At 43.5% G+C, this 16,076-nt stretch carries 15 protein-coding genes, 1 other RNA gene and 1 pseudogene; 5 read left to right on the top strand and 12 right to left on the bottom strand.

Annotation, left to right across the window (positions count from 1 at the left end):
- The 4 genes and pseudogenes from WJQ40_RS03985 to WJQ40_RS03970 all read left to right on the top strand — a co-directional run.
- Positions 1 to 396, top strand: a pseudogene (locus WJQ40_RS03985) (hypothetical protein); the annotation flags it as partial.
- 94 nt (positions 397 to 490) lie between these two features.
- Positions 491 to 685, top strand: coding sequence for a hypothetical protein (locus WJQ40_RS03980; RefSeq protein ID WP_337538021.1), 195 nt, complete (start codon positions 491 to 493; stop codon positions 683 to 685).
- Positions 686 to 1,173: 488 nt separating this feature from the next.
- The gene (locus WJQ40_RS03975; RefSeq protein ID WP_337538020.1) at positions 1,174 to 1,485 is read left to right on the top strand and encodes a hypothetical protein; all 312 of its coding nucleotides are present in this window, start codon (positions 1,174 to 1,176) and stop codon (positions 1,483 to 1,485) included.
- Between the two features lie 42 nt (positions 1,486 to 1,527).
- The gene (locus WJQ40_RS03970) at positions 1,528 to 2,157 is read left to right on the top strand and encodes a hypothetical protein (protein ID WP_337538019.1); all 630 of its coding nucleotides are present in this window, start codon (positions 1,528 to 1,530) and stop codon (positions 2,155 to 2,157) included.
- Positions 2,158 to 2,341: 184 nt separating this feature from the next.
- Here the strand turns inward: WJQ40_RS03970 and nrdG are convergent, their stop codons facing one another.
- The 4 genes from nrdG to tadA all read right to left on the bottom strand — a co-directional run bounded on the left by nrdG (position 2,342) and on the right by tadA (position 7,037).
- Entirely contained in the window at positions 2,342 to 2,836 is a 495-nt protein-coding gene (gene nrdG, locus WJQ40_RS03965) for an anaerobic ribonucleoside-triphosphate reductase activating protein (RefSeq protein WP_337538017.1), read from the bottom strand.
- Positions 2,836 to 4,992, bottom strand: a complete 2,157-nt coding sequence (gene nrdD / locus WJQ40_RS03960) for an anaerobic ribonucleoside-triphosphate reductase (RefSeq protein WP_337538014.1) — start codon at positions 4,990 to 4,992, stop codon at positions 2,836 to 2,838. The genes nrdG and nrdD overlap by 1 nt, the downstream gene beginning before the upstream one ends.
- 118 nt (positions 4,993 to 5,110) lie before the next feature.
- Entirely contained in the window at positions 5,111 to 6,505 is a 1,395-nt protein-coding gene (locus tag WJQ40_RS03955) for an MATE family efflux transporter (protein ID WP_337403144.1), read from the bottom strand.
- Positions 6,483 to 7,037 (bottom strand): tRNA adenosine(34) deaminase TadA, encoded by a 555-nt coding sequence (gene tadA, locus WJQ40_RS03950; protein ID WP_337538012.1) that lies wholly within the window; start codon positions 7,035 to 7,037, stop codon positions 6,483 to 6,485. Before tadA ends, WJQ40_RS03955 begins: the two co-directional genes overlap by 23 nt.
- 60 nt (positions 7,038 to 7,097) lie before the next feature.
- Here tadA and ffs point away from each other — a divergent pair.
- Positions 7,098 to 7,293: signal recognition particle sRNA large type (gene ffs / locus WJQ40_RS03945), an RNA gene on the top strand.
- A 68-nt stretch (positions 7,294 to 7,361) separates the two neighbouring features.
- Here the strand turns inward: ffs and WJQ40_RS03940 are convergent.
- The 8 genes from WJQ40_RS03940 to WJQ40_RS03905 all read right to left on the bottom strand — a co-directional run bounded on the left by WJQ40_RS03940 (position 7,362) and on the right by WJQ40_RS03905 (position 16,073).
- Positions 7,362 to 9,278 carry a GGDEF domain-containing protein gene (locus WJQ40_RS03940; RefSeq protein ID WP_337538010.1) on the bottom strand — a complete coding sequence of 639 codons (1,917 nt, stop codon included), beginning with the start codon at positions 9,276 to 9,278 and terminating at the stop codon, positions 7,362 to 7,364.
- A 69-nt stretch (positions 9,279 to 9,347) separates the two neighbouring features.
- Entirely contained in the window at positions 9,348 to 10,175 is an 828-nt protein-coding gene (locus WJQ40_RS03935; protein WP_337538009.1) for a hypothetical protein, read from the bottom strand.
- Positions 10,176 to 10,273: 98 nt separating this feature from the next.
- Positions 10,274 to 11,362, bottom strand: coding sequence for a helix-turn-helix domain-containing protein (locus WJQ40_RS03930; protein ID WP_118798955.1), 1,089 nt, complete (start codon positions 11,360 to 11,362; stop codon positions 10,274 to 10,276).
- Positions 11,363 to 11,490: 128 nt separating this feature from the next.
- Positions 11,491 to 12,600, bottom strand: coding sequence for a sn-glycerol-3-phosphate ABC transporter ATP-binding protein UgpC (gene ugpC, locus WJQ40_RS03925; RefSeq protein WP_118798956.1), 1,110 nt, complete (start codon positions 12,598 to 12,600; stop codon positions 11,491 to 11,493).
- A 198-nt stretch (positions 12,601 to 12,798) separates the two neighbouring features.
- Positions 12,799 to 14,247, bottom strand: coding sequence for a diguanylate cyclase (locus WJQ40_RS03920; protein WP_337538008.1), 1,449 nt, complete (start codon positions 14,245 to 14,247; stop codon positions 12,799 to 12,801).
- 41 nt (positions 14,248 to 14,288) lie between these two features.
- Positions 14,289 to 14,990, bottom strand: coding sequence for a DUF624 domain-containing protein (locus WJQ40_RS03915; protein ID WP_337403153.1), 702 nt, complete (start codon positions 14,988 to 14,990; stop codon positions 14,289 to 14,291).
- 10 nt (positions 14,991 to 15,000) lie between these two features.
- Complete coding sequence (locus WJQ40_RS03910; protein WP_262575531.1) at positions 15,001 to 15,486, bottom strand: GNAT family N-acetyltransferase; 486 nt, start codon at positions 15,484 to 15,486, stop codon at positions 15,001 to 15,003.
- A gap of 11 nt (positions 15,487 to 15,497) precedes the next feature.
- Positions 15,498 to 16,073 (bottom strand): DUF1002 domain-containing protein, encoded by a 576-nt coding sequence (locus WJQ40_RS03905; protein ID WP_262575530.1) that lies wholly within the window; start codon positions 16,071 to 16,073, stop codon positions 15,498 to 15,500.
- Positions 16,074 to 16,076 lie beyond the last annotated feature (3 nt).

Below are 16,076 nucleotides of genomic sequence, written 5' to 3'. Positions count from 1 at the left end.
GCTGTCATGACAGACAATGCAGCCCTGCTTCAAAACAAAGAGGCTTTCAGAAATACATACGGAAATCAGGAGGGATTTAATATGTGCCAGGCTTTAGATGAATTAATGGCGGATAAAATGAATGAGGGGATTCTTATCGGAAAGCACGAAGGAATTCTTATCGGAAAGCACGAGGGGATTCTTATCGGAAAACGTGAGGGAAAACACGAGGGGATTCTTATTGGAAAACGTGAAGGAAAGCACGAAGGGATTCTCCTGGAGAAGCAGAACAGTGAAGCTAAGATCAGAACCATTATTTCCAATATGTTGGCTGGTGGTATCTCCTGCGAAAATATCTGCAGGTTTTTGGAATGTGATCCTTCTCTGGTTGAACAGATACGGAAAAGCATCCAGTAATATCGATATTCTGCCTTCCACGATAGACAATGCAGCCCTGCTTCAAAACAAAGAGGCTTTCAGAAATACATACGGTAATCAGGAGGGATTTAATATGTGCCAGGCTTTAGATGAATTAATGGCGGATAAAATGAATGAGGGGATTCTCCTAGAAAAGCAGAACAGTGAAGCTAAGATCAGAACCATCATTTCCAATATGTTGGATGGTGGTGTCTCCTGTGAAAATATCTGCAGGTTTTTGGAATGTGATCCTTCTCTGGTCGAACAGGTTCAGGCAGGTATCCAATGACGCTTTTGGCTGGCATAATTATATCGATCAAACAAACGAGATTTCACAGGCAAAAAGAAAAGAATCTGGATGAGATTAGATATCGGTAGACATACCAAGACATACCAAATTAAAAAATTTCAATTTTCCTATAAAGTAATTTTCCCAAATGCCGATATTATTAGTGAACGTAAGAATGCAACATTTGATTACAAAATGTTGCATTCTTTTTATCATCAGTGAAACGAAAAAACATTTATTGCAGTTTGAAAACTTCTATGTTAGAATCATCTCAAAGCATAGAAGTTTTCTTTTTACAGATACTATGATTGCAATAATCAGATCTGTATGTTAAAGGGAAATCCCCTTTTCTTGGTCAGTTACTTCCTTCCGATGTAGCCTGACATTCTATAGATCAGAAAATCCATGCTTTACAATCCAAACTATTTTGAATAAGCATAGGATTTTCAACAGTCCATAGAATCCTCTGCGCGCAAAGGAGGAATTTTATGGGGAAATACGATACTTGCATGAAGGAGTTTCTGCAGAATAAGGATCGGTTTGCAGATCTCTTCAATGGCTGCTGCTTTCAGGGAAGGCAGATCATCCGGGCAGAAGATTTACGGGAAGCTTCGGAAAACTATGTGATCACAGATAAAGGGATGCCAGGGAAAACACGACAAAAAGATACGGAAATCATCCGTGATGTAAAAATGGTACTTGGATCTGGCATGGTTTTACAGGTACTTGCTGTAGAAAGTCAAAGCTACATTGATTATGCCATGCCGGTGCGGTGTATGGGGTATGATGCCGCAGAGTAACGCCGGCAGCTGAAAGAAAGAAAACAGGAACGCAGACTGCTCATGAACTCCGAAATCAGGCTGAAAAATCCAGCTGTCAGCATGGATGAAACACTTTCCGGTATTCTAAGATCGGACAGACTGCATCCTGTATATACGCTCTGTCTTTACAGCGGCACAGAACCATGGGATGGTCCAAGAAAGCTATCGGATATGATGGCTTTTGATCCTCAAAACCAAAATCTGCAATCGTTGTTTGAAGAATACCATCTGCACCTGTTCTGCATTAATGAGCAGCATGTATTTGACTCATTCCGCTCCGATCTGAAACCATTGTTTCAAGCCATAAACTGCAGAAATAATAAGAAGAAAATGATTGAGCTGATGAAGGATGAGACCTATTCTCATCTGAATGAAGATACATGGGACGCCATTGCTGTCATGACAGATAACGCAGCTATGCTTCAGAAGAAGGATTTATATAAAACAGAAAACCAGAAGGAGGAATTTAATATGTGCCAGGCTTTACAAGAATTGATGCAGGATGAACGTAATGAAGGCAAAATTGAGGATCAGAAAATCGTTATCCGGAACATGATAAACAGAGGGTATAAAACAGAAGACATCTGTGCAATAGCTGAATGTAGTCCTGCGTTTGTAAAAGAGGTCGAAACAGAGTTAGCACTTACCTGAATTTATTTTGGCAATTGAGGATAAACGTACCAAATTAAAAAATTTCAATTTCCCTATAAAGTAATTTCCCTAAGTGCCGATATTAATAGTGAACGCAAAAATGCAACATTTTATTGTAAAATGTTGCATTTTTCATTCCACGTACAAAAAAGCATTGTATGATTATCTTTGTGAGTATCTGTCCTTAAAAGGTCTGCCTCTCCTTCATCCGCAGGATCCGCTGATTTGCAGAGCCACGAAATGCCAAACTGATATCCTTCTTCTCCTCCACGAATTCTCCATCTACCAGTACATCCAGAAGCGACAGCATTTCCTCTGTACATTCACAGTGTGCCCGGCTCTCTCCCTGAAGCTCCTCCAGGGTATATCCGGAATAACACCAGATATTTTTGTCCGGAAGCTGCTCTCTGACCCGTTTCAGGAAAGGCACAAGCACTCTCTGGTTTGCCGGTTCAAAGGGTTCCCCGCCAAGCAGCGTCAGTCCTGCAATATAAGATGGTTTAAGACTCTCAAGAATCCTATCCTCTACCTCTCTCGTAAATGGTTTTCCATAATTAAAATCCCAGGCTTCCTCATTAAAGCACCCTTTACAGTGATGGGTACACCCGGAAACGAACAGAGAGGTACGTATGCCCTCTCCGTCTGCAATATCATTATATTTAATATTTGCGTAGTTCATTATAAATGCAGCACCCTTTCTCTGATCTCCTGCGTTCTTCCCTGATTCCAGAACTGTGTACCAATATAGCCACAGGTACGTCTTGCCACATTCAAGGTATTCTGGTTACGGTTGCCGCACTTCGGGCATTCCCATACCAGCTTGCCATCATCCTCTACAATCCGGATTTCTCCGTTATAGCCACATTCCTGGCAGAAATCACTCTTGGTATTCAGCTCTGCATACATGATATTGTCATAAATAAATTCCATGATACTGAGTACCGCCGGGATATTATCCTGCATATTGGGAACCTCTACATAGCTGATCGCCCCTCCTGTGGAAAGAGCCTGGAAGTCTGATTCAAACTTCAGCTTGGAAAAAGCATCGATCGGCTCTGTTACATGCACATGATAGCTGTTTGTGATATACCCCTTGTCCGTCACGCCTTCGATAATACCAAACCTTCTCTGCAGACACTTGGCAAACTTATAAGTGGTGCTCTCGATAGGTGAACCATAAATACTGAATGCAATATTGGTTTCTTCCTTCCATTTCTCGCAGGCCTTATTCATATATTTCATCACTTCCAGTGCAAAGGGCTTTGCCTCCGGATCGGTATGTGACTTTCCTGTCATATATCTGACGCATTCACAGAGTCCAGCATAGCCAAGGGAAATTGTAGAATATCCTCCATACAGCAGCTTATCGATCGTTTCTCCCTTTTTCAGCCTTGCCAGCGCACCATACTGCCACAGGATCGGTGCTGCATCAGAAAGAGTTCCCTTCAGACGGTTATGCCTGTACATCAGTGCCTTATAGCAAAGCTCCAGTCTCTCATCAAAGATCTTCCAGAACTTATCCATATCTCTTTGGGAAGAAAGTGCCACATCCACCAGGTTGATGGTTACAACACCCTGATTAAATCTTCCATAGAATTTATAATTTCCATTCTCATCCTTCCAGGGATTCAGGGCGCTCCTGCATCCCATAACAGGAAAACAGTTTCCTTCCTTGAGCTGCTTCATGATCTTCTCGGAAATATAATCAGGAACCAACCTCCTAGCAGTACATTTTGCTGCCAGCTCTGTCAGATAAAAATACGGATCTCCCTCATGGATATTGTCATCCTCAAGCACATAGATCAGCTTGGGAAATGCCGGTGTGATATAGGTTCCGCTTTCATTCTTGACTCCCTGGATCCTCTGGTTCAGCATTTCCTCGATCACAAGCGCAAGATCCTTCTTTTCCTGTGCACTCTTTGCCTCATTCAGATACATAAATACGGAAAGGAACGGAGCCTGACCATTGGTGGTCATCAATGTGATCACCTGATACTGGATCGTCTGTACACCCTTTTCGATCTCTTTGCGGAGCCGTCTCTCAACAACCCTGCTGATCACTTCGTCTGATGGGGTATCGCCCATCAGCTCTGCGTCCTCGAGCACTTCCCTGCGGATCTTTTCTCTGGATACCTGTACAAAGGGAACTAGATGTGTCAGAGAAATACTCTGACCGCCGTACTGGTTGCTGGCCACCTGCGCAATGATCTGCATGGCGATATTGCAGGCTGTGGAAAAGCTGTGAGGCTTGTCAATATATGTCTCACTGATAACAGTTCCGTTCTGCAGCATATCCTCCAGGTTAACCAGATCACAGTTGTGCATATGCTGTGCAAAATAGTCTGCATCGTGGAAATGGATCAGCCCCTCCTGGTCTGCCTTTACGATATCCTGGGGAAGCAGCAGCCTTCTTGTCAGATCCTTGCTTACCTCTCCTGCCATATAATCACGCTGCACACTGTTGATGATCGGATCCTTATTGGAATTCTCCTGCAGAACCTCTTCATTATTACATTCGATCAGAGACAGGATCCTGTCATCTGTTGTATTGCTTTTTCTTACAAGAGAACGGGTATAGCGGTACTTTACATAACATCTCGCCACATTGAAAGCACCCTGTGCCATGATCTGATTTTCTACCATATCCTGCATTTCCTCTACGGAAATAGCTCGGTTCATCTTGCTGCATTTGAAATTAATATAATCCGCAATCTCCTCGATCTGCTCCTCTGTGAGTTCTTCCCTGATCGCCGCCTTGTTCGCCTTAGCAACTGCAGCTACAATTTTTCTGATGTCAAAGTCTACCTCTGACCCGTTCCTCTTAATTACCTTCATGAAACCCCTCCTTGTACTAACGATGTACGTTTTTAATTATAGTACAAGATATAGTATTACACAAGCCACAAATATCAAAATATTGTTATTATAAGTAGCATTCACATTTTAAACGGGTTTACGGCTCCTTTACAATATTCTGCAGCCAGATATCACTGCGGATCATAAAATAACCGATGGTAACCTTAATGATCTCCGTAAAGGATACAAAGAAAAACACCATTTCTATGGTAAGTGCTGTATGCTTGGCAAGTATTGTAGCGAGCGGAATTACAATTACCCAGGTATAAACACTGTCAAACAGAAAGGTGATTCCAGTCTTGCCCCCGGACCTCAGTGTGAAATAGGACGCATGTGAAAAAGCACAAAGCGGCATGACCAGAGCGGAGATCATAATAAATCTGCCGGCAAGCTCCTTGATACTGTCCTCTGTCTTGTAGATCATCGGAAAATAACGGCCTGCAAATATCATAATAAGTGATACTCCCATGCAGCAGAGCACACAGAAAAAAATCATCTTATTATCTTTATCCCTGGCTTCCTCCAGCCGTCCTGCACCAAGAAGCTGTCCGACTACGATGGAAATGCACCCGCCAAGCTGGAGGTAAACAATATTAAACAGATTGCTTATGGTAGAGGAAATATTCTGTGCCGCTACTACCTCAAGGCCACGGACAGCGTAGCACTGGGCGATCACAGCCATTCCCACTGCCCAGAGCATTTCATTGAACATCAGCGGTGTTCCCTTTTTAATAATGCCAGACAAAATATGTCCCGGAACAGAGAATCCATGATAGACTCCCTTCAGATACGGGTTCTGCTCCAGATGAGTATGTGCCCAGATCACCACAATGGCACATTCCACAAATCTGGCTGCCACTGTCGCTATGGCTGCACCCTGCACCCCATAGGCCGGAACCCCTCCTATCCCGAAGATCAGCACATAATCCAGCACCAGATTGGTTACCACTGCTGCCAGACTCGCCAGCATCGGCACAAATGTATGCCCGGTTTCCCTGATCGTATTCACATAGGCCTGGCTGACAGCAAATGGCACAAGTCCTGCCATCATGATCCTCAGATATTGCTCTCCATACTGAAGGGCAAGTGCAGTGTTCCCCACACTTCCTCCGTCACTTAAGTACAGGGAGATCAGATCCGTATCAAAGAATCCAAACAAAAGCAGGGCGATCCCGGCGATAATGATGCAGGCATACATTTTAAACCGGAATGCATACTTCTGCCCTTCATAATCCCCTTTACCATAAAACTGGGTACCAAATATCCCGGCGCCGGACACACCGCCCCAGATACAGATATTAAATACAAAAATAAGCTGATTGACAATGGCTACACCAGACATCTGCTCTGTTCCCACCTGCCCGACCATGATATTGTCAAGAAAGCTGACAAAGCTGGTAATGGCATTCTGAATGATCATGGGAACAGCAAGCACCAGTACATATCTAAAAAATGCAGTATCTATATATTTATTTTTTATCTTCGTTAACATTCTCTTCTCCTGTTTCTTTCTGCTGCACAGCAGTATTTCCAGCCACGGCCGACATCCGCAGCTTCTTCTCCATCTTTACTCTCACCCGAAGTCCCTTAAAGAATTCTTTCAGCATACTGGAGCACTCCTCTTCCAGAACTCCTCTTGTCACCTTCACCTGGTGGTTAAATCTTTCATCCTCCAGAATATTCAGTATGGAACCCCCACAGCCTGCCTTGGGATTCATGCAACCCATTACCACCTCATCGATCCTGGCCTGTACGATCGCGCCTGCACACATCTGACAGGGTTCCAGTGTCACATACAGCGTGCAGCCCTCAAGCCGCCAGTCACCAAGTTTTTTGCTCGCCCTGTTGATCGCTGTGATCTCTGCATGTGCCAGCGTATTTTTATCCGTATTTCTACGGTTATAACCTCTTCCTATGATCTTTCCTTCGTGGACGATGACACAGCCGATCGGTACCTCAAGCAGAGCGTATGCCTTTTTTGCCTGCTTTATGGCCGCCTTCATATACTTTTCCTGCTCAGTCATTTCCTGTTTCCTTTCAAGTTGACAAATCTTCGAAAACCCCATATACTACTAAAGTAATACATATCTGCTCTGAAGGAAGCTGCTGTGGCTGCCCCTTTTTGATGGCGCTGAAGGGTGGGTCCTGCGCAATGGATGTCCACGAACCGTGTCAGGTTGGGAACAAAGCAGCACTAAGAGGAATTTTTCCATGTGCCGCAGGGTCACCTGCCCCGAGTTAATCAGAAGGGTAACGCATGGCAGCTTCCTTTAGCGCAGATACCGCACACACAATAACAGGAGGAGCTTAACCGCCCCTCCTGATTTTTTCTGTATCAGGTACACGCCTTACGGCTGCTGGTTTTTCAGCCTTTCCTTTTTGGCTTTTTTTACCTTATACATCTCCTGATCTGCTACTTCGATCAGATCCTCCAGCTTCATGTCTTCTTCCGGCTCTACCAGACTGTACCCCATACTGGCGCCCAGTTTATACTCCTTGCCGGAGGTCATGTTATATTCATCAATGCTTCTTTCGATCCTGCGGATATAGCCTGCCGCCTTCTCATCCGTATAATTTTTGGACATAACGACAAACTCATCACCACCATAGCGCATCACCAGTTCCCCGTTTCCATGTAACTGACGCAGGATCATTCCCATTGCCTTGATAAAAGCATCTCCTTCGTCATGACCATACCTGTCATTGACGCTCTTAAGTCCATCCAGATCCAGGAACAGAATAAACAGATTCTCTTTCCTGTCGATAGCCTCACGGATCAGGTTCGGTGCGAACTTGAAAAATCCTGCTCTGTTAAATACTTCTGTCAGGGTATCATAGATCCACATCCGGTTCAGTCTGTGCACCATGGAATTCAGCATTGACTGCTTTCTTAAATTCTCCAGGGCATTATTAATATTCATGATAAATAAATGGAAAAGCTCGCTGTCCATCATCAGACGGCTGTTTCCGATAACACAGTAACCATAGCAGCGATCCTGATAATGCAGCGGAACTACAGTGTAGAACCTGCCTTTTCCTGCTACTGTGTATTTATCCGGAAGAAACTTTTCTACCGGGAATCTTCCATAATTCTCAAATTCTCCCCGCCTGTAGATCAGCGGAATGCAGATTTCCGGTGCATATTGTGACAGTGCTTCTATCTGTGTTTTTCCCGTAATCTCATAATTTCTGTCTGTCTGGTAAGAGTCCTCCACCACACACATACACATATAGAACTCATTCGGATTGATCAGTTTAATGTATCTGCGTATCTCTACCAGCAGCTGTTCAAAGGTGGGTGCCCCGGTAAAATCTGCTGATGAGGATTTCACGATCTCAGAAAACTCTGTCACATGAAGCTTGTCTGTGATCATCTTCATCCGGAAGCTTTCCTCCGGTTCTGCTTCACTGTCATGGCAGCCACAGCTTTCGGTAAAGATCAGATGACTTTTCAGGGTTGTTTCTTCCGATCCCTCTTTCCCAAGGATCACATCCCTGAGCTTTTCATATGCCTTTGCTCCAAGCTCTGTCTCCGGTCTCTCCACACTGGTGATCCTTGGAGAATGGTTCCTGCCAACGATCGCATTATCATACCCGGTAAGGAGCACCTGCTCTGGAACCTCATACCCCAGCTCCTTCAGCTTGTAAAAAGCCCCTAATGCCATTTCATCATTAGCCGCCACAATAGCATCCGGAAATGCTCCCGGCAGGTCGTAGAAATATCCAACTGCCTTTTTCCCACTCTCAGGATGATAGTCACCGTAATAAAAATAGCGGTTATCGAAGGGAATCTTATTGTCCGCCAGTGCCTTCCGGAAGCTCTCCCATCTCTCCGTGGAATCCATATTCTCTTCCGGTCCTGATATAAAGGCAAAGCGCTTCGCCTGATGTACCCGGAGAAGATGCTCCACAATCCCGTAAATTCCATTGGCATTATCCATACCCATATAAAGCATTCCCGGATATTTTACATTCAGGCTGATACAGGGAATCCTTGCTTCCCTGATCTTTTTTACCAGTTCAGATATGACACTCTTGTCATATACTGTGTCACCATGAAGGATCACACCGTCATAATCTTTCAGATCCGGCAATGAGAAAATAGCAGTTTCTCCTTTGGTATAATAAAAAGAAGAATAGGTCCATGAATCACAGGTAAAAATATAAACATCTGTCCCGTCAAAGACCGCCTTTTCCAATATTCCATTCATAATACGGCGCTGACTGTCAAAACGCAGACCACCGATCAAGACCGCAATTTTCATAGCTGTTAATCCTTCGTTATCCATCAAACATGGACTCTGGTACCTATGTACATGATAACATCTTTTTTTTCAAATTTCTACTTTTCTCAGATAATATCCAAATTTTCCATCTTCGACCTTCCCTTCAGTTTCAAAGCCCTCAAACCCAAACATAATGGCTACCATTTTCTCTCTTTCATAAAATACCCCCGGAACCCCCAGGCAGAAGCAGATATCACCGTTCCCAAAAGATCCTGTATCCCTGCCCAGTATAAGATGCCTGTAGTTGAAATAGCCATGGAGAAGGAAGCTGTTATGGACAAGCTTCTGATATTGCTGCGTCATTATGACAAAATCTGCCGGCCTGATCGAAATAAATTCTCTTTCATCACCAAATGGATGCAGGATTTCATACTGCTTTTTTAATTGCTCCCATTTATCCGGCATTAGTATTAAGTCCTCTTTGCAAAATCCATCCCCATCTGTTTTCTCCTGTCCGAAACTGCCTGCAGCCTCCCATCCATCATGCCGTATTATCCGGATCCCTGTTGCTTTGCTGACCGCATACCTGTTATTATTAATCCTGATCTCGTCCTGATTACCCGGAAACCGGAACATCCCGTTTCCACTGCTGCATCTGACAGACAGCTTCCCTATTTCTATCTGTCTTCCCGCTATTGCTCCTCCTGCCGCAGTATTGTCCCTATCTTCCTCTGCCATACCCAGATATACAGATACCTCTTCTTTGATTTCTTCCGAAATTTTCATTTCCCCTGCAGTTCTTTGCAACGACCGGAGCTGTACTGCCAGCTTATAACCTCCCGGAATACACTGAAAGGAAGCAAAGCCACAGTTTTCTACCGTTCCATCTCCTTTTGTTCTATGTAAATATACAATTTTCTTTTCATATAAATTCAACCCGCATCCCTCCACATATATGTATATGCAGAGATACGGGTTGTTCAGTACTTTTTATCTCTTGTAAGGTATTTCTACCTTCATTATCATCTATTCTTTTAATAATTCAGATGATCCAGATATTTCATATAATTAACTACCATCATGGCAATCTTGAAGGTGAGGGCATCATCAAATGTCCTGACATCCAGCCCTGTACTCTTCTGAAGCTTTTCAATCCGGTACACCAGTGTATTCCGATGTACAAAAAGCTGTCTGGAGGTTTCTGAAACGTTCAGGTTATTTTCAAAAAATTTATTCACTGTTGTCAGAATCTCCTCATCAAATTCTGCCGGGTCAGCATCTCCAAAAATCTCATCAATAAAGATCCTGCATAAATTTACCGGCAGCTGATAGATCAATCTTCCTATACCCAGATTGCTATAAGCATTGACCTTCTTCTCAACATAGAATATCTTGCCAACATCCAGCGCCAGGCTGGCTTCCTTATAGGATTTTGACACATCCTTCAGCTCCTGCACAATCGTTCCATAAGCAACCCTTACATTCATCATTGCTTCAGCATTCATCATATCCACGATCATATTTGCGGTCTGCTCTACCGTCTCATAGCCTTCTCCCGGTTCCAGTGACTTGATCAGGATCACACTGCTCTCATCAATGGCGGTAATAAAGTCACCTGACTGGGAAGAAAACAGTCCCCCCAGAAACTCTGCTGCCGTACTGTCTCTTTCCTTCTCCGTCTCCACGATCAGCACCACTCTCGGTACTGTTACTTCAATATGAAGCTTCTTTGCCCTGTTATAAATATCCACCAGCAAAAGATTGTCAAGTAAAAGATTCTGGAAGAAATTATTTCTGTCAAACCGTTCCTTATAAGCCGCCATGAGCTGTTGGATCTGGCTTGCTGCAATTCTTCCAACAACATAAGTATCATCACTGCTTCCTCTTGCCACAAGAACAAAAGCCAGTTCTCCCTCATCCATGATCTTTAGAAGATGATCAAAACCAATCACCTGACTATCTGCCGGAGATTCCACGAAGCTTCTGATCAGTCCTGCTTCTATATCCTTGTTATCGAAAGTAGACGCTACCGTAGTTCCATCCGGATCATAGACACAAAGTTCTACTCTCGTTATGGCACGCAGCTCTTCAATACTTGTTGCTATTACCTGTGAAGATATCATCCGCTTTCATTCCTCTCTTTTCATATCTGGGCGATCAGCAAAAAACAAGCATCCCCTCCCGGGCGTTCACTTATTTTTGCCTTAAGTAAAAAGAGGGATGCAATGTGCATCCCTCATATAGATTATTCCTAGTTTGTGATAACCTGCTCTGTTTCTTTGTCGAATACGTGAATCTTCTCAACATCGAATGCGAACTTAACAGTATCGCCAGGTCTTGCTGTTGTTCTGGAATCAACTCTTGCAGTGATAGGGAACTCAGCCAAATCAAAGTATAAGTAAACTTCTGCACCAAGCAATTCATAAACCTTGATAGTAGATTCAAATACGCACTTAGCAGTTTCAATGAACATCTCTGAATCATATACATCTTCAGGACGGATACCAAATGTAACTGTCTTTCCGGCATATCCTCCCTCGATCAGCTTCTTGGACTTAGCAGGAGGAAGAGGAATCTCACTTCCAGCTACCTTTAAGTATGCTGTATCACCCTTAACATCTACAACAGCATCCAGGAAGTTCATCTGAGGTGATCCCATGAATCCTGCAACAAACAGGTTTACGGGTTTCTCATACAGATTCTGAGGTGTATCTACCTGCTGAACAACACCGTCCTTCATAACAACGATTCTATCACCAAGAGTCATAGCCTCTGTCTGGTCATGTGTTACATAGATGATGGTGGTACCAAGTCTCTGATGCAGCTTAGCGATCTCAATACGCATCTGTACACGAAGCTTTGCATCCAGGTTTGAAAGAGGCTCATCCATAAGGAATACCTTAGGATTACGAACAATAGCACGTCCCATTGCAACACGCTGTCTCTGTCCACCAGAAAGAGCCTTGGGCTTACGGTCAAGAAGTGCTGTCAGATCAAGAACCTTAGCTGCTTCCTTAACCATCTTATCGATTTCATCCTTCGGAACCTTTCTCAGCTTAAGTCCGAATGCCATATTGTCATATACTGACATATGAGGATACAGAGCGTAGTTCTGGAATACCATTGCGATATCTCTATCCTTAGGCTCTACATCGTTAACAACTCTGTCACCGATCTTTAATTCACCAGAAGAAATATCCTCCAGACCAGCGATCATACGAAGGGTTGTAGACTTACCACATCCTGAAGGTCCTACGAAAATAATAAACTCCTGATCAGCGATTTCAAGATTGAAATCTTTTACTGCTTCAAATCCGTTAGGATATACTTTGCAGATATTTTTTAATGATAAACTTGCCATTTCATTAGCCTCCTTGAAAAATAGGTTCAACTTCAACGTTAAGATTAGTATAACGGACGTAGTCCAAATTAGCTATACCACTATTCCACAAAGATTTCTGATTCCATTGTGAGAAATGCTTAGAAACCTTTCTGATTCCATTTGCTTTCGACAGTTTGTACATCATGTGCATATTTTTATATACAAATTGTACAATTCCTATTTTCTGTCTCTGTCATCATAAAATGCCAGCTGGTTCTTGCCTCTCTGTTTTGCCTTGTAAAGTGCTTTATCTGCCGCTTTGTACAGGGAATCAAAATCACTTCCGTTTTCCGGGAATACTGCAGCACCAATACTTGCTGTTGCTGAATATTTTACATATTCACCTGCGGTGAAATCCTTGAAGAACTGCACCAGCTTTCTGGCCTCCTTCAGTGTATTTTCATCGGATTTCAGGAATTTCAGGAATATGGTAAACTCATCACCACCCGTACGTCCAATAATATCTGTTACACGGAACAGGGAGCTGATCGTTCTGCCAAGGGTCTTCAGCACCTCATCGCCAAAGGCATGTCCCATCGTATCATTGATCTTCTTGAAATTATCAATGTCAAGTACAAACATCATACCGAGGGAATTTGGATTTTCTTTCATATACTCTTTGATCTTTCTCTCTGTTGCCAGCTTGTTTGTCAGTCCTGTCAGAAGGTCGGTATCCGCCTCCTCACGGAGCAGTCTGTCATGCTCCGCCACATTCTTCTTGGTCGTATAGCTGATGGTAAGGAAGGTGGCAAAGAAGCCGATCAGCACAAGCAGAAGCTGTGTCAGCATTACACCGCTGCTCTTCCAGAAATTGGATTCCTTCTTGTCAACATAGCTTTGGTCAACACCTATGATGACATCGAATCCGCTGTTCAGGACAGGTGCATATACAACTGTCCTCTTTTCTCCTGTCCCCTTGGAGGAAGCTTCTATACATCCTGTCATGGCATTGATCAGTCTGACTCTCGCCTTTGAAACAGACTCCTTATTTTTATCTGCAAAATTGTTCCAGAAATTAAGTTCTGTCAGGAAGTCACTTTCATAGGTTCCACTAGTAACAATATAGCCATTCTTGTCAATGATCAGAGCAAATGCATCTGAACCAAAGTCAACACTGATCTTGAAAAGCTTATCCAGCTTCCGTACCGGTAAATACAGGAGCACGCTCCCCTTGCCAGTCTCCCCTGACGGAGCCATGATGACCAGCTCTGTCGTTTTCAGATCCTCAGAATTTCTCATACAGAAAACCTTGGTTTCTGACAGTCCGGCAAGCTGTTCAAAATATGGCTCCTTTTTTAGATCTGCTGTTGCAAAGTCTGTTCCGTCCCATACATATCCTGTATTTCCACCATTATAATACACTGCTTTTTCTGCGCTTGTATTTTCCTGCACCGCCATAAGCGTCTCTTTGATCAGATTCTGTCCATAATGGCTGCTCGTGGAAAGGACATCTGCTGCCACATCAGCTGCTGTCTGCAGCTCTGACAATTCCATATTCACTTTTTGTGCATATTTGGATGCAGAACTCGTCATCACATCTTCATAATTCTGAATGCCCTCTCTCTTGATCCTGGAAAAAGAGACACAGAGCATGACCGTCACTACAATGACGAGTATTCCTCCCAAAATCGACCACTGTAAGATTTGCCTTTTTTTTGATTCCATCTCTACTCCATATGCTGGTCTGTCATTTCTCCTGAAACTTCCTCTAAAGCTTCATCCCCGGCTTCCCCGGATCCTTCTTCTGTATCGTCGTCCTTTTCCTCAAAGCGTTCAAAGCTCTTCCTGTATAAAAGTGCATTCAGATATCCGGGACCTGAAATTCCAAGCAGGAACACAAGCGGCAGAATCGGATTAGCAAAGAAAAACACGATCACAGGAATAAGCCAGCACAGCACCATGAGAAGTGTTCTTGGCAGACTCAGCACTCCCATAAGAAAAGAATTTTTATAGGTTGCCTTAATTGCATTATCGTACCTTGCCAGTAATGGGTACAGATATATAGTCGCAAATGTCACAAGGATTCCCACCGCTATCACAGCAATCTGCAGCCATTCCGGGAAATCCATAGATGCATAACGGAAAACAAAGAGATCACCCGCAAGGATTCCATAAATCACAAGCTGTATAAGCAGGATCAGTGTCGCCTGTCTAAAATTCTGTTTAAATGATTTAAAGAATGCCTTTGTTATGTATCCTTCTTCGTTTTTTGCCATTTTCAAAAGTACATAATTCATTGCCGTCAGAGATGCTCCGATCGTTACGACCGGAATACAGCAGATCATCGTCAGTATATTCAGCCAGATCAGATCTGCTACTCTGTTCAAAAAATTCATAAAAGGGCTTTCCAGTCCAAAAATTCTTCCCATTTGTTTCTCCTTATCCTCTGTCAAATTCTAAAAGCATGGGAGTAAAAATAATCCCATCCTGCTGTTTCTCCGGACCAAGATCCCGGAATCCCAGTCTGTGGTAGAATCCAACTCCATAAGGCGACGCATTTACCGTCAGCCTGTTAAGTCCCTCTTCCTTCCTGACATACTCAGAAAGAAACGAGATCAATGCTCTCCCAATCCCTCTCCGGTGATAATCACCGTCCACGAACAACAATGAAATATGCGTTTTATTGCGCAGGGATATCATCCCTATCAGCTTTCCTGAGAAGAATGCTCCAATCATCTGATAGGTTCCAAGCGCAAACATTCTTTTCAGATCAGAGTCGGTGATAAAATCCTCAAAGCTGCGCACTCCCTCTGGCGGATAAACATCGCCCTCATATTCCAGGAAGGTTTTCCAGGCAAGTCCCATTGCTTCTTCCCATTCATCCGATGATACAAACCGAATCACACACGGCAATCCTGCGCTCATTTACTGTCCTTTCACTGCCTGTCCGCTATCTGAAAGCCACCAAGCAGTCCACCGAAAAAATTTTTCGTGGACTGCCATAAATTGCTGAAAAAGCTTTCTGCGGCATTCTTTACTGCATTTTCCACAGCACCCCTGATAATTTCATTTGTATGATCTACAAAGTCTGCTCCATATTTGTCATAAAGTGTTTCTGCCTTATCCAGTACATAATCAGCAGAAAAGCCCATATTCTCCAGCTTTTGCATAGCTTCTACCACTTTTCTGGCATCGGCCTCCTTAATGATGATCCCGAATTTTTCTTCACTTTCCTGAATAGCCGCCTTTAACCCTTCTTCACTGTCCAGACTTCCATCAGAAATCTTTTCGGAAGCAAACCTGAAAATCTCTTTTACTGTCTTCGGATCCATTTCTGATACTGCCTCGGAGAGCTTATCCTTCACATCTCCAAGCAGCTCTTCTGTATCGATATTTTCTGTACCCTGTCCTGCCTCTGCAGCCCTGACAGTTGCAGGAATACACAGCCCTGCCGTAACAGTCAGAACTGCCATACAGAAAATTCCCAAAAGCCAAAATTTCAATTTTTTCATAAA

Origin of the sequence: Suilimivivens sp., from assembly GCF_037359455.1 — a bacterium.
GTDB lineage: Bacteria > Bacillota > Clostridia > Lachnospirales > Lachnospiraceae > Suilimivivens > Suilimivivens aceti.
Note: the sequence above shows the minus strand (reverse complement) of the source record. Positions and strands in the feature narration are given on the sequence as shown.